17 protein-coding genes and 1 pseudogene are annotated in these 18,791 nt (G+C 68.5%); 12 read left to right on the plus strand and 6 right to left on the minus strand.

Annotated features, from left to right (window positions below; translation table 11 throughout):
* Positions 1–52 precede the first annotated feature (52 nt).
* From AC3WMR_RS17875 to AC3WMR_RS17895, 5 genes are all read left to right on the plus strand, one after another.
* Positions 53–844: an enoyl-CoA hydratase/isomerase family protein gene (locus tag AC3WMR_RS17875; RefSeq protein ID WP_492265573.1), complete on the plus strand. Its 792-nt coding sequence runs from the start codon at positions 53–55 to the stop codon at positions 842–844.
* A gap of 99 nt (positions 845–943) precedes the next feature.
* The gene (locus tag AC3WMR_RS17880; RefSeq protein WP_492265574.1) at positions 944–2,323 is read left to right on the plus strand and encodes an MATE family efflux transporter; all 1,380 of its coding nucleotides are present in this window, start codon (positions 944–946) and stop codon (positions 2,321–2,323) included.
* 73 nt (positions 2,324–2,396) lie between these two features.
* On the plus strand, positions 2,397–3,698 hold the full coding sequence (gene ertE, locus AC3WMR_RS17885) for an N-carbamyl-l-glutamate amidohydrolase ErtE (RefSeq protein ID WP_492265575.1): 1,302 nt from the start codon (positions 2,397–2,399) through the stop codon (positions 3,696–3,698).
* A 30-nt stretch (positions 3,699–3,728) separates the two neighbouring features.
* A complete protein-coding gene (locus AC3WMR_RS17890; RefSeq protein WP_175192475.1) occupies positions 3,729–4,064 on the plus strand; it encodes a thioredoxin family protein in 336 nt (111 codons plus the stop codon).
* A 13-nt stretch (positions 4,065–4,077) separates the two neighbouring features.
* Positions 4,078–5,007 (plus strand): DMT family transporter, encoded by a 930-nt coding sequence (locus AC3WMR_RS17895; RefSeq protein ID WP_492265576.1) that lies wholly within the window; start codon positions 4,078–4,080, stop codon positions 5,005–5,007.
* Between the two features lie 77 nt (positions 5,008–5,084).
* Here AC3WMR_RS17895 and AC3WMR_RS17900 read toward each other — a convergent pair.
* Both AC3WMR_RS17900 and AC3WMR_RS17905 read right to left on the minus strand, forming a co-directional pair.
* Positions 5,085–5,930, minus strand: a pseudogene (locus tag AC3WMR_RS17900) (DMT family transporter); the annotation flags it as partial.
* The gene (locus tag AC3WMR_RS17905) at positions 5,921–6,655 is read right to left on the minus strand and encodes a GNAT family N-acetyltransferase (protein WP_492265577.1); all 735 of its coding nucleotides are present in this window, start codon (positions 6,653–6,655) and stop codon (positions 5,921–5,923) included. The pseudogene AC3WMR_RS17900 and the gene AC3WMR_RS17905, both read right to left, overlap by 10 nt.
* 111 nt (positions 6,656–6,766) lie before the next feature.
* Here AC3WMR_RS17905 and pdxR point away from each other — a divergent pair, with 111 nt between their 5' ends.
* Complete coding sequence (gene pdxR, locus AC3WMR_RS17910; RefSeq protein ID WP_492265578.1) at positions 6,767–8,272, plus strand: MocR-like pyridoxine biosynthesis transcription factor PdxR; 1,506 nt, start codon at positions 6,767–6,769, stop codon at positions 8,270–8,272.
* 114 nt (positions 8,273–8,386) lie between these two features.
* On the opposite strand, the gene AC3WMR_RS17915 is transcribed toward pdxR, so the two are convergent.
* Positions 8,387–9,025, minus strand: a complete 639-nt coding sequence (locus AC3WMR_RS17915; RefSeq protein ID WP_492265579.1) for a LysE family translocator — start codon at positions 9,023–9,025, stop codon at positions 8,387–8,389.
* Complete coding sequence (locus AC3WMR_RS17920; RefSeq protein ID WP_492265580.1) at positions 9,025–9,657, minus strand: LysE family translocator; 633 nt, start codon at positions 9,655–9,657, stop codon at positions 9,025–9,027. The genes AC3WMR_RS17915 and AC3WMR_RS17920 overlap by 1 nt, the downstream gene beginning before the upstream one ends.
* Positions 9,658–9,899: 242 nt before the next feature.
* Between AC3WMR_RS17920 and AC3WMR_RS17925 the strand changes: the two genes are divergently transcribed.
* Positions 9,900–10,727 carry a DUF72 domain-containing protein gene (locus AC3WMR_RS17925; RefSeq protein WP_492265581.1) on the plus strand — a complete coding sequence of 276 codons (828 nt, stop codon included), beginning with the start codon at positions 9,900–9,902 and terminating at the stop codon, positions 10,725–10,727.
* Positions 10,728–10,788: 61 nt separating this feature from the next.
* Here AC3WMR_RS17925 and gorA read toward each other — a convergent pair whose 3' ends face one another.
* Positions 10,789–12,147, minus strand: a complete 1,359-nt coding sequence (gene gorA, locus AC3WMR_RS17930) for a glutathione-disulfide reductase (RefSeq protein WP_492265582.1) — start codon at positions 12,145–12,147, stop codon at positions 10,789–10,791.
* Positions 12,148–12,303: 156 nt separating this feature from the next.
* Here gorA and AC3WMR_RS17935 point away from each other — a divergent pair, with 156 nt between their 5' ends.
* On the plus strand, positions 12,304–12,927 hold the full coding sequence (locus AC3WMR_RS17935; RefSeq protein WP_492265583.1) for a LysE family translocator: 624 nt from the start codon (positions 12,304–12,306) through the stop codon (positions 12,925–12,927).
* An 85-nt stretch (positions 12,928–13,012) separates the two neighbouring features.
* On the opposite strand, the gene aceE is transcribed toward AC3WMR_RS17935, so the two are convergent.
* On the minus strand, positions 13,013–15,676 hold the full coding sequence (aceE, locus tag AC3WMR_RS17940; RefSeq protein ID WP_492265584.1) for a pyruvate dehydrogenase (acetyl-transferring), homodimeric type: 2,664 nt from the start codon (positions 15,674–15,676) through the stop codon (positions 13,013–13,015).
* Between the two features lie 198 nt (positions 15,677–15,874).
* Here aceE and AC3WMR_RS17945 point away from each other — a divergent pair, with 198 nt between their 5' ends.
* From AC3WMR_RS17945 to AC3WMR_RS17960, 4 genes are all read left to right on the plus strand, one after another.
* Entirely contained in the window at positions 15,875–16,333 is a 459-nt protein-coding gene (locus AC3WMR_RS17945) for a MarR family winged helix-turn-helix transcriptional regulator (RefSeq protein ID WP_175192484.1), read from the plus strand.
* Positions 16,334–16,413: 80 nt separating this feature from the next.
* Complete coding sequence (locus AC3WMR_RS17950) at positions 16,414–17,121, plus strand: aspartate/glutamate racemase family protein (protein WP_492265585.1); 708 nt, start codon at positions 16,414–16,416, stop codon at positions 17,119–17,121.
* A gap of 27 nt (positions 17,122–17,148) precedes the next feature.
* Positions 17,149–17,523: a hypothetical protein gene (locus AC3WMR_RS17955; protein WP_492265586.1), complete on the plus strand. Its 375-nt coding sequence runs from the start codon at positions 17,149–17,151 to the stop codon at positions 17,521–17,523.
* A 60-nt stretch (positions 17,524–17,583) separates the two neighbouring features.
* Positions 17,584–18,789: a GGDEF domain-containing protein gene (locus AC3WMR_RS17960; RefSeq protein WP_492265587.1), complete on the plus strand. Its 1,206-nt coding sequence runs from the start codon at positions 17,584–17,586 to the stop codon at positions 18,787–18,789.
* The last annotated feature ends 2 nt before the right edge of the window (positions 18,790–18,791 follow it).

Below are 18,791 nucleotides of genomic sequence, written 5' to 3' on the forward strand. Positions count from 1 at the left end.
CTCCAGGTTCCAGGTTAATAATTGAGGACGTATCAATTACCAGGAGACCCGCATGACCTCGCCCGCCCCGCTCCAGGTCGTTCACGACGGCCCCATCGCCCGCCTGACCCTGAACCGGCCCGACGTGCGCAATGCCTTCGACGAGACGTTGATCGCCGCCCTGACCACGGCGCTGCATCAGGCGGGCGACAACCCGGCGGTGCGGGTGGTGCTGTTGACCGGCGCGGGCAAGGCCTTCTGCGCGGGCGGCGACCTGAACTGGATGCGCAAGATGGCCACGCTGACCGACGCCGACAACCGCGCCGACGCCAGGCGCCTGGCCGACATGCTGCGCGCCGTGTGGTCCTGCCCCAAGCCGGTGGTGGCCGCCGTCAATGGCGACGCGTATGCGGGCGGCCTGGGACTGGCGGCCGCATGCGACATCGCGGTGGCCGCCGACCACGCCCACTTCTGCCTGTCGGAAACCCGCCTGGGGCTGCTGCCCGCCACCATCAGCCCCTACGTGATCCGCGCCCTGGGCGAACGCGCGGCCAACCGCTACTTCCTGACCGCCGAACGCTTTGATGCCGCCGCCGCGTTCCGCATGGGGCTGCTGCACGGCGTGGTGCCCGCCGATCAACTGCACACCGAGGCCGAGACGATCTGCCGCACGCTGTGCGACAACGGGCCGCAGGCGGTGCAGGCCAGCAAGCGGCTGGTGCGCGACTTCGCCGGGCAGCCGCTGGACGCGGCGCTGATCGCCGATTCCGTCGAACGCATCGCAGCCGTGCGCAGTTCGGACGAAGCGCGCGAAGGCGTGGGCGCGTTTCTGGAAAAGCGCGAGCCGGTGTGGCGGCAGCGGTGACGGCGCGCGCCTCGTGATGCCCCGGACAGGCATGGGGGCATCCTCGGGTTAACCCCGACGGGCGTTTAAGATGCGGGCTCCTATAACAAGAGACATCGCATGCCCGCCCTTCGCCGCGCCGCCTGGAAAGGTGAACTGGTTGCCACCCTGCTGCTGGCCCTGCCGCTGGTGCTGACCAATCTGGCCCAGATCGCCATGACCGTGACGGACGTGATGTTCATCGGCCACCTGGGCTCGCAGCCACTGGCCGCCAGCGCGCTGGGCGCCAACCTGTATTCGGCCATCGCCTTCTTTGCGCTGGGCCTGGTCAGCGCCACGGCGCCGATGGCGGCGCGGGCCGAGGGCGCACGCCGCAACTCGGTGCGCGACGTGCGCCGCACGGTGCGCCAGGGCTTTTGGAGCGCCGTGCTGATTTCCGTGCCGGGCTGCCTGGCGCTCTGGTATGGCGAACACATCCTGATCCTCTTGCGCCAGCCGCCCGAACTGGCGGCGCTGGCCGGCCAGTACCTGCGCGCGCTGCTGTGGGCCATGCCGCCCTTCCTGGGCTTCCTGGTGCTGCGCTCGTTCATGGCCGCGCTGCAACAGCCGCGCTGGGCCTTCATCGTGGCGATCGGCGCGATCCTGTTCAACGTGCTGGGCAATTGGGTGCTGGTGTTCGGCAACCTGGGCTTTCCGGCGCTGGGCCTGATCGGCGCGGGCGTGGCCAGCGCGCTGGCCAGCCTGTGCCTGTTCCTGGGCATGGTGATCGTGGTGCTGCGCGACCGGCGCTTCCGGCGCTATCGCCTCTTCAGCGACCTGTTCCAGCCTGACTGGCCGCGCCTGAAGGCGTTCTGGAAACTGGGCCTGCCGATCGCGGTGGCCACCGCCTTCGAGGTCACCATCTTCAACGCCGCCGCCTTCCTGATCGGCTGGCTGGGCGAAGCGGAACTGGCCGCGCACGCCATCGCCATCCAGATCGCCAGCGTGACCTTCATGATTCCCTACGGTGTCGCGCAGGCGGCCACCGTGCGGGTCGGTTACGCCCAGGGCGCACGCGATGCCCCCGCGGCCGCGCGCGCCGGCTGGACGGCCTTCAGCCTGGGTATCGGCGCGATGGTGATCGCCGCCCTGCTGATGGTGACCGTGCCCTATGCGCTGGTGTCGGTGTTCATGGACGTGCACGACCCGGCCAATGCGCGGGTGCTGGCCTTCGCGGTCAGCTACCTGGCCGTGGCAGCGGTGTTCCAGATCGTGGATGGCGCGCAGGTGCTGGGCGCGGGCATGCTGCGCGGGCTGCACGACACCCGCGTGCCGATGATCTATGCGGCGATCGGCTACTGGGGCGTGGGCCTGCCTTGCGGCGCGTGGCTGGCGTTCCAGGCTGGCTGGCGCGGCGTGGGCATCTGGAGCGGGCTGGCCATCGGGCTGGCGGTGGTGGCCGTGCTGATGATGCAGCGCTGGACCCGGCGCGCGCAACTGGGGCTGGTGGCGACGAGGTAATGGCGTGACATGCCATAGGGGTGACATGCCATAATCGCCGATGCCTTTTCCGCAACACCCCCTGCCTTACGCCATGCCTGCCTCGCCTTCCTCCCCCGCCGCTTCGACCGCTGCCTTGCCCGTCTTTCCGCCCCTGAACGCCGACCGCCTGTGGGCTCGCGTCCAGACCCTGTCGCGCTTGACCCTGCCCGACCAGCCCTGGACCCGCCGCGCGTTCTCGCCGCTGTTCCAGCAAGCCCGCCAGTGGCTGCGCGCCGAATTCGAAGCCGCGGGCCTGACCACGCGTGTGGATGCCGGCGGCAACCTGATCGGCACCCGCGCCGGCCGCAACCCTGGCCGCAAGCCGATTGCCACCGGCTCGCATTGCGACACCGTGCCCAGCGGCGGGCGCTTTGACGGCATCATCGGCGTGCTGGCCGGCATCGAAGTCGCCCACACCCTGCAGGAACACGGCATCGAACTGGAACACGACTTCGAAGTCATCGACTTCCTGTCCGAAGAACCCAGCGACTACGGCATTTCCTGTGTCGGCAGCCGCGCGCTCAGCGGCCAGCTCAGCGCCGACATGCTGGCCGCCCGCAACCCCGATGGCGAAACGCTGGCGCAGGGCATCGCCCGCATCGGCGGCGACCCGGCCGCGCTGAACGCCCCCTTGCGCGGCGCCCACGGCACGGCCGCATTCGTCGAACTGCACATCGAACAGGGCCCCGTGCTGGAAAGCCGCCAGCTGCCCATCGGCGTGGTCACCAACATCGTCGGCATCCGCCGCGTGCAGATCGTGGTCGAAGGCCAGCCCGACCACGCCGGCACCACGCCCATGGACATCCGCCGCGATGCCCTGGTGGGCGCGGCCCGCCTCATCGACGCCGCCAGCCGCCAGGCCAGTGCCGCCAGCGGCAATCCGCATTACGTGGTGGCCACCGTGGGCAAGCTGGCCATGACGCCCAACGCCGCCAACGCCGTGCCCGGCCGCGTCGAACTGACGCTGGAAATGCGCAGCGACAGCAATGCGGTGCTGGACGCATTTCCCGAAACGCTGATGGCCTCGGTGGCCGACGACCTGAAGGCGCTGCGCCTGACCGCCGGCTTCACCCAGCTGAGCCGCGCCCAGCCCACCGACTGCGCGCCGCTGGTGATGGACGCGGTGAAGGCCGCTGCCGACCAGCTGGGCTACGCCAGCATGCGCCTGCCCAGCGGCGCGGGCCACGACGCGGTCTACATGGCGCCCACCGGCCCCATCGGCATGATCTTCATCCCCTGCCTGAACGGCCGCAGTCACTGCCCCGAAGAATGGATCGAACCGGCCCAGCTGCTGGACGGCACCCGCGTGCTGTACCAGACGGTGCTTGAATTGGATCGAGTCCTGTCGCGCTAAGCTTGCGCCACCCAGACCCCCACGGACGCCATGGAACAGATTGAACTGAACGACAGCACCGCCGACCGCTACCTGCTGGACGCCCCCGGGCTGTCGCTACTGGTGTTCCACAGCCGCACCTGCGGCACCTGCCGCATTGCCCGCGAACAGCTGCCCAAGCTGGAATTGCCGGTCGAACGCGTCTGTTGGGTGGATGCCGGCGAAAACGGCGGCCTGGTCGAACGCTATGAAGTCTTTCACCTGCCCGCCATGTTCGTGACGCGCGACGGCGCGTTCTTCGGCCCGGTGCAAGCCACCCTGGCCGAATGGGACCTGCGCCAGCAGATCGGCCTGGCGCTGGACAGCTACCCCGCCGAACTGCCTTGAGCCAGGGCCTGCCATGACGCCCTTGCGCCGTCCGCTGGACACGCTGGCCAACAGCGTGATGCTGCTGCTGTGCATCTGCTGGGGGTTCCAGCAGATCGCCATCAAGCTGGTGGCCGCCGACATTTCGCCCATCATGCAGGTCGGGCTGCGCTCGACCTTTGCCGCGCTGGTGCTGGCGGGGGTGGTGTGGCGGGCCGAAGGCGGGCGGGCGCTGCGCGACGGCACCCTGGGCGCCGGCCTGCTGGTGGGCCTGCTGTTCGGACTGGAGTTCCTGGCGGTCGCGCAGGGGCTGGTCTACACCACGGCCTCGCACATGTCGGTGTTCCTGTACACCGCGCCGATCTTCACCGCGCTGGGCCTGCACTGGCGCATGCCCGAAGAACGCATGGCGCCGCTGCAATGGCTGGGCGTGGCGGTGGCGTTCGGCGGCATCGCCGTGGCCTTCCTGGGCAACGGCAAGCCGCAGGCCGGCGGCAGCGACATGCTGCTGGGCGACGCGCTGGGCTTGCTGGCCGGGCTGTTGTGGGGCGCCACCACGGTGGCGATCCGCCGCACCGCGCTGTCGGAAGCCGCGCCGGCCAAGACCCTGTTCTACCAGATGGCCGTCGCCGCCGTGCTGCTGCTGGGCTATGCCGCGGCCACCGGCAACGCTGGCATCCTCTACACGCAGGCGGCCGTGCTCAGCGTGGCGTTCCAGTCGGTCGTGGTGGCGCTGTCCAGCTACCTGGCGTGGTTCTGGCTGCTGCGCCGTTATCTCGCCTCGCGCCTGTCCATCCTGTCGTTCATGACGCCCCTGTTCGGCGTGTCGTTCGGCGTGCTGATTCTGGATGAACCGCTGGATGGCGCCTTCGTGGTCGGCGCCGTGATGGTCCTGGCGGGCATTTCGCTGGTCAGCGGCGCGGGCTTGCTGCGCGAGAAGTTTCGGCGGCCGCCGCGCCCCTGAGCCTGACCCTTGCCGATTGCCTGGCCCGACGCGCGCGCCGGGCTTTTCTTTGCCCCCAGGTTCAGCACGATCAGCGCCGCCCCCGCCAGCACCAGCGCAAAGCCCCACCAGTCGGCCGGGGCCGGACGGTCGCCCACCAATGCCATCGCGCCCAGCACCCCCACCACCGGCACCATCAAGGTGGTCAGCGCCGCCACCGTGGCGCTGACCCGTTCGCTCAGCACGAACCACAGCCAGTAGGCCACCGCCGTGCCCAGCACGATATGGAAGGTCAGCGCTGCCGCCACCCGCCCGTCCCACCCCTGCAGCGGAAACGATTCGCCGGCCAGCAGCACGCCGGCCAAGGCGCAGGCCGCGCCTACCGCCAACTGCCAGGCCGTGATGACGATGCGGTGGCCGCTCACCGGCCAGCGCTTCAGGTAGACCGTGCCGGCGGCCCACCCGAAGGCGGCGGTGAGCGGAAACACCAGGCCGCGCGCGGCGGCCAGGTCGTGTTCGGCGAAAACGGCGTGCAGCACGGGCCAGGCCAGCACCGCCACCCCTGCCCCGCCCAGCAGCAAGGCCAGCCCGCGGCGGCGGTCCAGGCGTTCGCCCAGCACGGCCCAGGCCAACAGCGCCGACATCATCGGCATGGTGAAGGTCAGCACCGCCGCGCGCGACGTGCTGGTGCTGAGCTGCGCCCAGGCGACCGCCAGGTTGAACACCGCCACGGCCAGGATGCCGCCCACCACGATGCCCAACCACGCGTCGCGTGGCGGCAGCAGGGGCAGCCGCTTGGCGCGCGCCAGCGCAAGCAGCAGCAAGGCCCCGCTGCCCAGACCCAACAGGCGCAGGGTGAACGGCGGACAGATCGACAGCACGATCTTCACCGCCGGCCAGTTCAGGCCCCAGAACAGGGCCAATGCCACCGGGATCAGGCGCACGCGGCCTTTTCCTGGGCGATCAGGTCCGCCAGGCCCTGGCGCTGGCCGCCTTCGGCATCGAAGTTGTCGGGGCTGAGCCAGCGTTCGTAGGCGGTGCGCAAGGCAGGCCATTCACTGTCGATGATCGAGAACCAGGCCGTGTCGCGGCTGCGGCCGCGGTACACGATGGCCTGGCGGAAAATGCCCTCGAACTGAAAGCCCAGGCGGGCGGCGGCCGAGCGCGACGGCGCATTCAGGCTGTCGCACTTCCATTCATAGCGGCGATAGCCCAGCTCGTCGAACGCGCGGCGCATCAGCAGGAATTGCGCCTCGGTGGCGATGCGGGTGCGCTTGAGCAGGCGCGAGAACGCCACGTGGCCCACTTCGATCACGCCATGGTTGGGGTCGATACGCATCAGCGACAGCGAGCCGACCGCGCGGCCGCTGGCCAGGTCGATGACGGCGTGGTGCAGCGGATCGCTGCCCGGCTGCGCCTGGTGCTGTTCGGCGAACTTGCGGTAGGAGGCCTCGTCGGGAAACGGGCCCGCGGTCATGTAGGTCCAGTCGCTGCCGTCCGGCGCCTGGCTGAAGGCATGGAACAGGTCGGCCGTATGGCGCTCGGCCGACAGGGGTTCCAGCCGGCAGTAGCGGCCCTCGATGGGCGTGACCGGCGGACGCGGGCGCGGCGTCCAGTCAGGCAAGTCGGGGCCGACGGGTTGTTGGTAAGCATTGACGCGGGGTTGCATGCTGCTGGCCTCATCCAGGTGGGGAAACGCCGCCGGCGGTGGCGACGCAAGCCGGGCCGTTGCATGATGGCAATCGGCCCTGGCATGCACTCACGATAGCGAAATCGTGGCATGATAAAAAGCACCACGATCCCTGAATTTAATAGAGCCATGATAGACGGTGCCGGTTTGTTGTCCAGCCCCCTGGCGCGCGGGCCCGGCGCGCTGCCGCGCCAGCGCCAGCTCATCCAGCGCCTGAAACAGGCCATCCTGGCCGGCCAGTTGCCGGCCGGCGGCAAACTGCCCGCCTCGCGCGTGCTGGCCGACGAGCTGGCCATTTCCCGCAACACCGTGCTGATCGCCTACGAGCAATTGACGGCCGAAGGCTATGTCATTGCCGACCGCCAGGGCACCCGGGTCGCGCCCCTGTCGGCGGCGGCGGCCAGCGCCGCCAAGCAGGCCGCCACGCCCGAAGCGCCCGCGTTTCGCACCGCCCAGCGGCTGTCGCGCATCGTGGCCACCCGCGCGCCCAACGACGGCGCGCTGCCGCTCACCCCCGGCACCCCGGCCCTGACGCAGTTTCCCATCAATGCCTGGCGCCGCGCACAAGACCGCGCCCTGCAGGCCGCCCCCACCGCCACGCTGGGCTACGGCCCGCCCGTGGGCGAACCGGCGCTGCGCGAGGCCATCGCCCAATACCTGCGCGTATCGCGCGGGGTGCGCTGCGACGCCGACCGCATCGTCATCACGGAGGGCGCGCAAGGCGCGCTGGCCCTGTGCGTGCAGCTGTTGACCAACCCGGGCGACACCGCCTGGCTGGAAGAACCCGGCTACCGCGGCGCCAAGGCCTCGTTTCATGCGGGCGACCTGAACGTGGTCGCCATGCGGGTAGACGCCGACGGCATCGCCATCCCCGATGACGCCTGGGACAGGCAGCCCCCGCGCCTGATCCAGACCACGCCCACCCACCAATACCCGACCGGCGCGGTGCTGTCGCTGGCGCGCCGGCTGGACCTGCTGGAACGCGCCCGCCAGGCTGGCGCCTGGATCATCGAAGACGACTACGACAGCGAATTCCGCCACCAGGGCGAGCCCATTGCCGCCATGCAGGGCCTGCTGCCCGACGCCCCGGTGCTGTATGTGGGCACCTTCAGCAAGACCATGTTCCCGGCCCTGCGGCTGGGCTTTCTGGTACTGCCGCAAGCGATTGCCGGGCCGGCCATGCCGTCGATCATCGAAATGCTGCGCGGCGGCCACCGGCTGGAACAGCTGACCATGGCCGCCTTCATCGAAAACGGCCAGTTCTCGCGCCACCTGGGCCGCATGCGGCGGCTGTACCGCGACCGCCAGGCGGCGCTGCGCGACGCGCTGGCGCAGCACCTGGGGGTCGACCACGAGGTGCTGGGCGGCCACAGCGGCCTGCACCTGACCGTGCGCCTGCCGCCCGACCTCCCGGACCGCGCCATCGTCGAACAGGCGCGCAAGCTGGGCATGAACCCCAACGCGCTGTCGACCTTCGCCATCACGCCGCAGCCTCAGGACAACGGCCTGGTGATCGGCTACAGCAACACCAGCGCCGATCGTTTTCCGGGGCTGGTCAAGCAATTGGGCAAGCTGGCGATGGCGGCGCGCGGGTGATGCCACGGCGGCAACCGTTGCTGCGACAGCCGTTGCTGCGGCAGCCGTCGCTGCGGCAGCCGTCGCTGCGGCAGCCGGTATGGCGGCCGCAACGGCGCCTTCGGAAACCTTGGTTCAGGTCTTGCTGGTCAGCAATTTGATCGCGGCGGCAGCAAAGAACACCCCCAGCACGCCATCGATGACGCGCCGCGCGCGGGCATAGCCGCGCGCCATGGCCGGGCTGGAAAACACCACCGCGCACAGGCTGTAGAACGCCATGCCGGTCAGCGTGCACGCCACGACGATGGCCGTTGCCACCCAGTGCGGCGCGCCAGGTTTCAAGCCCAGCGAAATGATGGCGATCCAGGCCAGGATGGCCTTGGGGTTGCTGATCTGCACCGCCCAGCCGCGCGCAAAATACCCCAACGCACCCCGCCGCGCTCCGCCCGCCATCGCCGGCAGTGCCTGCCGCCTGGCCGCCGAACGCAGCGACTTCACCGCCAGCCACAGCAGATACAGGCCGCCCGCTATCTTGATGGCCACCAGCGCCCCGGCATACGACGCCAGCACCACCGACAAGCCCAGCGCCGTCAACACGCCCAGGCTGCACGAGCCCATCGCCACGCCCAGGCCCAGCGCGACGCCCGCGCGGCGCCCGGCGCCCATCGCGGTGCCCAGGGTCGCCAACACCGCCGGCCCCGGGCTGACGGTCGCCAGCACGAATGCGCAATACGCCAGCAGCATGCCGGGCAGATAGGACGGGACGGCGTCCATCAGCGCCGCGAATCCAGCGCCATGCGCAGCGCCAGGCCGGCCAGCACCGTACCCATCAGCCAGCGCTGCACCACCATCCACAGCGGGCGTCCAGCCAGGAAACCGGCAATGGACCCGGCCATGATCGCGATGACGGCGTTGACCGACAAGCTGACCGCCACCTGCGTCATGCCCAGCGCAAGCGACTGCGTGAACACGCTGCCGTGATCGGGCTGGATGAACTGCGGCAGCAGCGACACATACATCACCGCCACCTTGGGATTGAGCAGGTTGGTCACCAGCCCCATCGAGAACAGCGTGCGCGGGCTGCTGGGCGGTAGTTCGCGCACCTGGAACGGCGACCGTCCGCCCGGGCGCACCGCCTGCCAGGCCAGATACAGCAGATACAACGCGCCGCCAAAGCGCAGCGCATCATAGGCATACGGCACCGCCATCAGCAGCACCGTGATGCCGAACGCCGCGCACAGCACGTAGAACACGAACCCCACCGCCACGCCGCCCAACGAAATCAGACCGGCCTTGGGGCCCTGCGAAATCGAACGCGACACCAGGTAGATCATGTTGGGCCCGGGCGTGAGCACCATGCCCAGGGCGACCAGGGCGAACGTCAGAAGATTGGCAATGTCAGGCATGATGAACCGGCGCGCGCCGGGCGGCAGTGAAGGAAGTGCTCTGCACGTTATCTGAAATCTGTATCGGAACAGCACGGTTTTTCTTGCGCCGCCGGGTTGCCCCCCCCGACGCGGCATCCTGGCAACACCCGGGCTGAACAATCGCTGACAATCCGCGCTTTTAAATGTGGACGGATGGGATGCGCGGCCGGACAGGGATAGAGTGACAGAGACGCACCGCACCATCGGAAAGGATCCCGCCCATGCCCCTGCGCAAACCGCCCGCCGCGCACAAGCCGGCCGCCATCCGGGTCGGCATCGGCGGCTGGACTTATGCCCCGTGGCGCGGCACCTTCTATCCCGAAGGCCTGCCCCACGCCCGCGAGCTTGAATACGCCAGCCGCCAGCTCACCGCCATCGAAATCAACGGCACCTACTACAGCAGCCAGAAGCCGGCCACCTTCGCCAAATGGCGCGACGAGACGCCAGACGATTTCGTGTTTTCGCTGAAGGCCTCGCGCTATGCCACCAATCGCCGCGAACTGGCCGGCGCGGGTGAATCCATCCATCGCTTCGTGCACGGCGGCATCGCCGAGCTGGGCCCGAAGCTGGGGCCCATCGTGTGGCAGTTCGCGCCCACCAAGGTGTTCCACCCGGACGATTTCGGCGCCTTCCTGGCGCTGCTGCCCGATGCGGTCGACGGCCTGCCGCTGCGCCACGTGCTGGACGTGCGCCACCCCAGCTTTGCCTGCGACGAATACCTGGACCTGGCCCGCCGCCACGGCGCCGCCACCGTCTATACCGATAGCGAAGACTACCCGTCGCTGGCCGACCGCACCGGCGCCTTCGTGTATGCGCGGCTGATGCGCGCCAGCACCGCCTTCAAGGCCGGCTACGCGCCCAAGGTGCTGGACGCCTGGGCCGAACGGCTGCATACCTGGGCGCGCGGTGCGGACCCGGCCGACCTGCCCCGCGCCGGCACGCGCAAGGCGACGGGCGGCGCCAAGCCGCAGGACGTGTATGCGTTTTTCATCAATGGCGCCAAGGAACGCGCGCCCGCTGCGGCGCGCGCCATGATCGAACGGCTGTAGCACGGACGATGTCCGAGCCAAGCCCCCGCACCGCCAATAACGGCGCGGGCACCGGCCTGCCCTAGTTCGCCACCGGCGTGCGCAGCGTCACGAACTCTTCGGCCGCCGTCGGGTGGATGCCGATCGTCTCGTCGAATACCTGCTTGGTCGCGCCCGCCTTCAACGCGATGGCGATGCCCTGCACGATCTCGCCGGCATCCGGACCCACCATGTGCACACCCAGCACGCGGTCGGTCTTGGCGTCGACGATCAGCTTCATCAGCGTCTTTTCCTGCGACTCGGTCAGCGTCAGCTTCATCGGGCGGAAGCGGCTTTCGAACAGCTTGATCTCGTGGCCGGCCTCGCGCGCCTCTTCGGTGGTCATGCCCACCGTGCCGATGTTGGGCAGGCTGAACACGGCGGTGGGGATCAGCTTGTAGTCCACCTTGCGGTATTCCTCGGGACGGAACAGGCGGCGCGCCACCGCCATGCCCTCGGCCAGCGCCACCGGCGTCAGCGGCACCCGGCCGATGACGTCGCCCAGCGCCAGGATCGACGGTTCGGCCGTGCGGTATTCGTCGTCGACGGCGATGAAGCCCTTGTCGTCAAACTTGACGCCCGTGTTTTCCAGGCCCAGGTTGTCCAGCATCGGACGGCGGCCGGTGGCATAGAACACGCAGTCGGCCTCGATCACCGAACCGTCTTTCAGCGTAGCGGCCAGCACGCCGTCTGCGCGTTTGTCGATACGCGCCACGTCGGCATTGAAGCGCAGGTCGATGCCCTTCTTGGTGAGCTCGTCGCGCAGGTGCTCGCGCACCGCGCCGTCAAAGCCGCGCAGGAACAGCGGGCCGCGGTAGACCTGGGTGGTCTGCGCGCCCATGCCATTGAAAATAGAAGCGAATTCGACCGCGATGTAGCCCCCGCCCACCACCAGCACGCGCTTGGGCAGCGCCGGCAGGAAGAAGGCCTCGTTCGAGGTGATGGCGTGTTCCTTGCCGGGAATGTCCGGCACCTGCGGCCAGCCGCCGGTGGCCACCAGAATGTTCGCGGCGGTGTACGTCTTGCCGTCCACCTCGACGGTGTGCGGGTCGGTGATGCGAGCGTGGGCTTCCAGCAGCGTCACGCCGCTATTGACCAGCAAATTGCGGTAAATGCCGTTAAGGCGCTGGATTTCGCGATTCTTGTTGGCGATCAGCGTGGCCCAGTCGAAACTGGGCTGGCCGGCGGTCCAGCCAAAGCCGTGCGCCTGTTCGAAATCTTCGCTGTAGTGGGCGCCATAGACCAAGAGCTTCTTGGGCACGCAACCCACGTTGACGCAGGTGCCGCCCAGGTAGCGGCTTTCGGCCACGGCCACGCGGGCGCCGAACCCGGCCGCAAAACGGGCCGCGCGCACGCCGCCCGAGCCCGCGCCAATCACAAACAGGTCAAAATCGAATGCCATGGTGTTTCCTTCGTGGCCGCCTTGCGGCGCCGCGTTCACTGTCCGGGAAACCTGTATTTTGCACCACCTGACCCGGGACCCGCCCCATCGCCCCACGCCTTGCGATACATTGGCCGCCAGGGCGACGCCGCCGCCCCCTACTCTGGAGCAAGACCCATGTCGCTGGAAACCTGGCTGGCCTTCCTGGGCGCGTCCGCCCTGCTGGTGATGTTGCCCGGCCCCACCATCCTGACCGTCATCAGCTATTCCATCACCCATGGCAAGCGCGCCCGCCTGCCGCTGGTGCTGGCCGTGACGCTGGGCGATTCCACCGCGCTGGCGCTGTCGCTGCTGGGCCTGGGCGCGCTGCTGTCGGCGTCGGCGTTCTGGTTCACCGTCGTCAAGACCGTGGGCGGCTTGTACCTGCTGTACCTGGGCTTCAAGCTGCTGCGAGCCGGCGTGGCCCCAGCCACGCTGCCCCAAGCCGACGCCGCCGGTTCGCGCTGGAAGCTGTTCGCCAACACCTACCTGGTCACGGCGCTGAACCCCAAGGGCATCATCTTCTTCGTGGCCTTCCTGCCGCAGTTCATCGACCCGGCCGGCGACGTGACCCGCCAGCTGTGGACGCTGTCGGCCACCTTCGTGGCCTGCGCCGGCGTCAACGCCACCGTCTATGCCCTGTTTGCCGGTTCCGCCCGCCGCCTGCTGGCCTCGCCCAGGGCGCAGCGCGGCTTCAACCTGGGCGGCGGCGCGCTGCTGTCGGCCGCGGGCATCTGGGCCTTGCTGGCGCGCCGCGCCTGATGGCGCGGTTTCTGCCAGGAAGCAGGGCGACCAGCGCATATCGCGCCGCCGCCCTGCCCTGACGCCGCCCCGCCTCAGCGCCGACTCAAGGCAGCGCCGCCGACACGGCCTGCGGGTCCAGCCCATAGCGCCGGATCGCATCCGCCGCCTGCTCGGCCGGCAACACGCCGTCATCGGCCAGCGCTTTCAGGGTGGCCAGCACGATGTGATGCCGGTCCACCTCGAAGAACGCCCGCAGCGCCTGGCGCGTATCCGACCGGCCAAAGCCGTCGGTGCCCAGCGTCACATAGCGACGCCCCGCCACGAAGGGGCGGATCTGCTCGGCCACCGTCTTCATGTAGTCGGTGGCGGCCACCACCGGCCCGGCGGCATCTGCCAGGCAGCTTTCGGCGTAACCGCGGCGCGCCGCGTCCAGCGGATGCAGGCGGTTCCAGCGTTCGGTTTCCTGGCCATCGCGGCGCAGCTCGGAATAGCTGGTGACGCTCCAGACGTCGGCCGCCACGCCGTAGTCCTGCCGCAGCAGATCGGCGGCGGCCAGGGTTTCGGCCAGAATCGCCCCGCTGCCCAGCAACTGCGCGCGCACCTCGCCCGGCCCACCCTCGCGCAGCCGGTACATGCCCTTCAGGATGCCGCTTTCGGCGCCTTCGGGCAGCGGCGGGTGCGCGGTCTTCTCGTTGATCAGCGTCAGGTAGTAGAAGACGTCTTCCTCTTCCTGGTACATGCGGCGCAGGCCGTCCTGCACGATCACCGCGATCTCGCAGGCATAGGCCGGGTCGTAGGCGATGCACGACGGAATCACCGAGGCCAGGACGTGACTGTGGCCGTCGTCGTGCTGCAGCCCTTCGCCTTCCAGCGTGGTGCGGCCCGACGTCGCGCCCAGCAGGAAGCCGCGCGCACGGATATCGCCCGCCGCCCAGGCCAGGTCGCCCACGCGCTGAAAGCCGAACATCGAATAGAAGATATAGAACGGAATGGTGGCCACGCCGTGCGTGCTATAGGCCGTGGCCGCCGCGATCCATGACGACATTGCGCCCGATTCGTTGATGCCTTCCTGCAGGATCTGGCCGCGGCGGTCTTCGCGATAGACGCTGAGCTGGTCGGCGTCTTGCGGCGTGTACAGCTGGCCCACATGCGAATAGATGCCCACCTGGCGGAACATGCCGTCCATGCCGAAAGTGCGCGATTCGTCGGGCACGATCGGCACCACCTTGGCGCCGATGTCCGGGTCCTTCAGCAGTTGCGCCAGGATGCGCACGAAGGCCATGGTCGTGGAAAACTCGCGCCCGTCACTGCCCTTCAGGTGCGCGGCAAACGCGGCCAGCGCCGGCATGGCCTGCGGCCCCGGGCCGGCGGGCCGGCGCGGCAGATGGCCCCCCGCGCGCTGGATGCCCGCGTCGAAATAGGCCTGCTCGGCGCTGCCGGGCGCCGGCTTGATGTACGGAATCTCGGCCAGCCGCTCGTCGGCCACCGGAATGCCGAAGCGGTCCCGAAACGCCCGCACCGCGGGGTCCGCCATCTTCTTTTGCTGGTGGTTGGTATTGGCCGCCTCGCCCGCCGCGCCCATGCCGTAGCCCTTCACCGTCTTGGCCAGGATCACGGTGGGCTGGCCGCGATGCGCCAGCGCCTGGGCGTAGGCCGCATGCACCTTGACCGGGTCGTGCCCGCCCCGGTTCAGCGCGCCGATCTCATCGTCGGACAGGTGCGCCACGCGGTCGAGCAGCACCGGGTCCGCGCCGAAGAAATGCTCGCGCACATAGGCGCCGCCGCGCGCCTTGAACACCTGGTATTCGCCATCCACGCACTGCATCATGCGGCGCCGCAGCCGGCCGTCGTGGTCCTGCGCCAGCAGCGCGTCCCAGCCGCCGCCCCACACCACCTTGATCACGTTCCAGCCCGCGCCGCGGTAGACGCTTTCCAGTTCCTGGATGATCTTGGCGTTGCCGCGTACCGGGCCGTCCAGCCGCTGCAGGTTGCAATTGACCACGAAGATCAGGTTGTCCAGCTTCTCGCGCCCGGCCATCGCCACGGCCGCCAGCGTTTCGGGCTGGTCCTGTTCGCCATCGCCCAGAAAGCCCCACACCCGGCGATCTTGCGCGGGAATCAGTTCGCGGTCTTCCAGGTAGCGCATGTAGCGCGCCTGGCAGGCCGCCATCAGCGGCCCCAGCCCCATCGACACCGTCGGAAACTGCCAGAAGCCCGGCATGGTGCGCGGGTGCGGATACGAGGCCAGCCCGCCGCCGCCGATCTCGCGCCGAAAGCGATCCAGCTCGTCTTCCGAGATGCGCCCTTCCAGGTAGGCACGCGCGTAGATGCCGGGCGCCGAATGCCCCTGGATATACAGCATGTCGCCCAGGTAGTCCGGCGTGGCCGCGCGGAAAAAGTGGCGGTAGCCGGTTTCATACAGGGTGGTTGCCGACGCGTAGGTGGCGATGTGACCGCCCACGCCCGAGGTCTTGCCGGCGCGCAGCACCATGGCCATCGCGTTCCAGCGCAGGTAGGCGTCCAGGCGCGATTCGATGCCCACATCGCCCGGAAACGGCGCCTGCCCCGCCACGCCGATGGTATTCACGTACGGCGTGGCGCCCGGCGCGGCGTAGCCGCCCAGGCGCTCGCGGTCCTGGTTGATCAGCTGGTCCAGCAGGTAGTGCGTGCGCGGCAGGCCTTCGTGCGCCAGCACGGCCTGCATCGCGTCCAGCCATTCCCGGGTTTCCTGCGGGTCGGCGTCGATAGGGTCGATCTCGGTTTCCATGGCTTGCTCCTTTGGGGAAAGCGGCGCCTGGACGGAAAGCACCGGCGCCTTCATTTCATATCGTGAATTGCATTTGCATAATGTGCAATTGCAATCGTATGAAGGTTCCCGAACAATTGCAAGTGCAACTGTTGGCGGTTTTTCCGGTCGCGGCCTCTACAATCGCGACAGCAAAATCTCCAGACAAGGAACGACCGCATGGCCACGGGCAAGCCCGACGCGTGGAGCCTCTTTCTGACCGCGCATGCGCTGGTGGTGGAAGAGATCGAAAAAAGACTGTCCGCCGCCGACCTGCCACCGCTCGCGTGGTACGACGCGCTGTGGGCGCTGGAACGCGCGCCGCAGGGCACCGCCCGCATGTTCGAGATGGCCGAACGCATGGTCATCGCGCGCTACAACCTGACGCGGCTGATGGACCGGATCGAAGCCGCCGGGCTGGTCGAACGGTTCCGCAGCGACGAAGACCGGCGCGCCACCTACGCCCGCATCACGCCTGAAGGCCTGGCATTGCGGCGCAAGATGTGGAAGATCTATGGACCCGCGATTGACGAGCTGTTCCTGTCGCGGCTGCCCCAGGCGCAGCAGGACGCCATGGCCGAACAGTTCCGCGGCATCGCCCGGCATGTGCGGGCGTTGACCAAGAGCACGGTTGAATAACACGGCGGCAGCGCCTGCCTGGCGCGCCATCGTGGCGCCGCCGCCTGGCGCAGACCCGCACACGCAAGGAGAAGCCTCGCATGACGTCCCGCCCGCCCCTGCACATCGGCATCGTCGCCTGCTCGGCCGAAGGCGCCGCGCTGTGCTATCGCACGATCTGCGCCGAAGGCGCGCAGGCACTGGGCCCGCATGCCCACCCCGAGGTCTCGCTGCACACCCATTCGCTGGCCGACTATGTGGCGTGCCTCAACCAGGGCGACCTGGCCGGCGTGGGCGCGCTGATGCTGTCGTCGGCCGGCAAGCTGGCGCGCGCAGGGGCCGACTTCCTGATCTGCCCTGACAACACCATTCACCAGGCGCTGGGCCACGTGCTGCCGCAATCGCCCCTGCCCTGGCTGCACATCGCCGAAGAAGTCGCCATGGAAGCCGCCCAGCGCGGCTTTCGCCGCATCGGTATCACCGGCACGCGCTGGCTGGTGGACAGCCCCGTCTACCCCGACAAGCTGGCGACCCGGAGCCTGGAATGCGTGCGCCCGCCGGAATCCGACCGCGGCCTGCTGGCGCGGATCATCATGGACGAGCTGGTCTATGGCGATTTCCGGCCGGCGTCGGTGGCGCTGCTGCAAGGCGTCGTCGAACGCCTGCGCGACGCCGGTTGCGACGCGGTCGTGCTGGGCTGCACCGAACTGCCGCTGGTGCTCAACGACGGCAACTGCGCGCTGCCGACGCTGGATTCCACCCGCATCCTGGCCCGGGCCGCGCTGCGGCGCGCGTTGCAGGGCGAGTGACACAGCCATTCATCGAAGAGACTTCCCATGACCCACCTATCGGATGACGGCGACGATGCCGGTTTTGTCGAACCCGATGTCCAGCAGACCTTCGCGCTTTTCAGGCAGATCGGATTCGTTCCGCCCCTTCACGAGTCGGACGGCGACCTGCCCGGCTACACGTTCGCGGGCCGAGCCGAGATCAAGCTTGCGACACTGAGACCGGACGAGCCGCTGGGCGTGACGTCGCCCATTCCGGAAGAAGCGAAGGAATTCTTCGTCAAGCTGGCGGATTTTCGTCAGGAAATTCAGGTCATCACGGACCCGTCCGGCACGTGGGTCTTTGAACCCGGTGCGGCGCCCGAGCATATTCCGCTCCCGGACGCGCCCGCGCCCCGCAAATCCTGGTGGAAAGTCTGGTAACGCATGGCCGCCAGCTAGCGGCCAAGCCGGAATTCCGCGTCCCCTCTTGCCCTCCCCACTATGGTTGCCTCCACTCTCGTTGCCATGCTCTGCGCACACCTGCTGTGCTTTTCGGGCATGTTCTTATTGATCAGCCGTCGCCTGCCTGGCAACAGGATGGGGATGGATTATTTTGCCGTGGGCAACCTGTTGCTGGCGTCGGCCTACATCCTGCAATTGCTGGAAGGCGGCCCGGCCTGGAGCCTGATGAGCGTGGTCAACCACATTCTTACGCTGGCGGCCCCACTGGCCTACTGGCTTGGCGCCATGCGTTTCTTTGGGCGCCAGGTTCCGCTGTGGCGTCCGTTGCTCACCTTTGCCGCGGCCTATGGCCTTGCACAATTATTGGTGCAATGGAACGCCGGCCCCGCCGCCCGCTACGCCATGCTGGCGGCGATGGCGACCATGCTGTTCTTTGCCATGACCCTGACCGTGATCTACGGCGTGCGCACGTTTGCCAAAGACCTGTACGGAGAAATGATCTTTTTCTCGCTGCTGATCGGCGGCATCTGTGTCCTGAACGCGCTGAAATTCATGAAGATCGTGGACGATGGCCTGGACGCGCTGCACATGGACAGCCGCTTCCAGATGATCTTCTACATCTACATGTCCACCCTGGCCACCATCGTGCCGCCCGCCATCGTCTGGCTGGTGCTGCGGCGGCTGACGGACAGCCTGCGCAATATCGCAGCGCGCGACCCCATGACGAACCTGCTCAATCGCCGAGGGCTGGTGGATGCGCTGAAGCAGTACTTCAACGCGCGACAGGCCGCGCCGGCCTGCCTGCTGCTGCTGGATGTGGATCATTTCAAGCGCATCAACGATACCTACGGCCACCAGGCGGGGGATGAAGTCATCTGCCAGGTGGCCGACCTGCTGCGCGCCACCGTCCGTCGCGGCGACCTGACAGGTCGTATCGGCGGAGAAGAATTCGTGGCCATCTTCCTGGATGCCGACACGCAAGGCGTCGCGTTCCTGGCCGAGCGCCTGCGTGCCAATATTGAAAGCCAGGCCATCAAGGTGGCGGGATCCGACCAATGGCTGCGCTGCACCGTCACCATCGGAATTTCGCCCCACTTCCATGGCGTGCAGGGGCTGGAAGACGCACTGCGACAAGCCGATTCCGCGCTCTACCGCGGCAAGGCGGCGGGACGCAACCGGATCGAATGGGCCGACGTCCCTTACGGCGTTGCCCCCCAACCCACTGAACCGGCCATCATGGCGTAAGT

The sequence above is a fragment of the Achromobacter sp. FW305-C-28 genome (assembly GCF_058783235.1).

Coding starts and splice junctions, on each gene's coding strand:
- AC3WMR_RS17875 (WP_492265573.1), top strand. CDS start 53: ATGACCTCGCCCGCCCCGCTCCAGGTCGTTCACGACGGCCCCATCGCC.
- AC3WMR_RS17880 (WP_492265574.1), top strand. CDS start 944: ATGCCCGCCCTTCGCCGCGCCGCCTGGAAAGGTGAACTGGTTGCCACC.
- ertE (WP_492265575.1), top strand. CDS start 2,397: ATGCCTGCCTCGCCTTCCTCCCCCGCCGCTTCGACCGCTGCCTTGCCC.
- AC3WMR_RS17890 (WP_175192475.1), top strand. CDS start 3,729: ATGGAACAGATTGAACTGAACGACAGCACCGCCGACCGCTACCTGCTG.
- AC3WMR_RS17895 (WP_492265576.1), top strand. CDS start 4,078: ATGACGCCCTTGCGCCGTCCGCTGGACACGCTGGCCAACAGCGTGATG.
- AC3WMR_RS17905 (WP_492265577.1), bottom strand. CDS start 6,655: ATGCAACCCCGCGTCAATGCTTACCAACAACCCGTCGGCCCCGACTTG.
- pdxR (WP_492265578.1), top strand. CDS start 6,767: ATGATAAAAAGCACCACGATCCCTGAATTTAATAGAGCCATGATAGAC.
- AC3WMR_RS17915 (WP_492265579.1), bottom strand. CDS start 9,025: ATGGACGCCGTCCCGTCCTATCTGCCCGGCATGCTGCTGGCGTATTGC.
- AC3WMR_RS17920 (WP_492265580.1), bottom strand. CDS start 9,657: ATGCCTGACATTGCCAATCTTCTGACGTTCGCCCTGGTCGCCCTGGGC.
- AC3WMR_RS17925 (WP_492265581.1), top strand. CDS start 9,900: ATGCCCCTGCGCAAACCGCCCGCCGCGCACAAGCCGGCCGCCATCCGG.
- gorA (WP_492265582.1), bottom strand. CDS start 12,147: ATGGCATTCGATTTTGACCTGTTTGTGATTGGCGCGGGCTCGGGCGGC.
- AC3WMR_RS17935 (WP_492265583.1), top strand. CDS start 12,304: ATGTCGCTGGAAACCTGGCTGGCCTTCCTGGGCGCGTCCGCCCTGCTG.
- aceE (WP_492265584.1), bottom strand. CDS start 15,676: ATGGAAACCGAGATCGACCCTATCGACGCCGACCCGCAGGAAACCCGG.
- AC3WMR_RS17945 (WP_175192484.1), top strand. CDS start 15,875: ATGGCCACGGGCAAGCCCGACGCGTGGAGCCTCTTTCTGACCGCGCAT.
- AC3WMR_RS17950 (WP_492265585.1), top strand. CDS start 16,414: ATGACGTCCCGCCCGCCCCTGCACATCGGCATCGTCGCCTGCTCGGCC.
- AC3WMR_RS17955 (WP_492265586.1), top strand. CDS start 17,149: ATGACCCACCTATCGGATGACGGCGACGATGCCGGTTTTGTCGAACCC.
- AC3WMR_RS17960 (WP_492265587.1), top strand. CDS start 17,584: ATGGTTGCCTCCACTCTCGTTGCCATGCTCTGCGCACACCTGCTGTGC.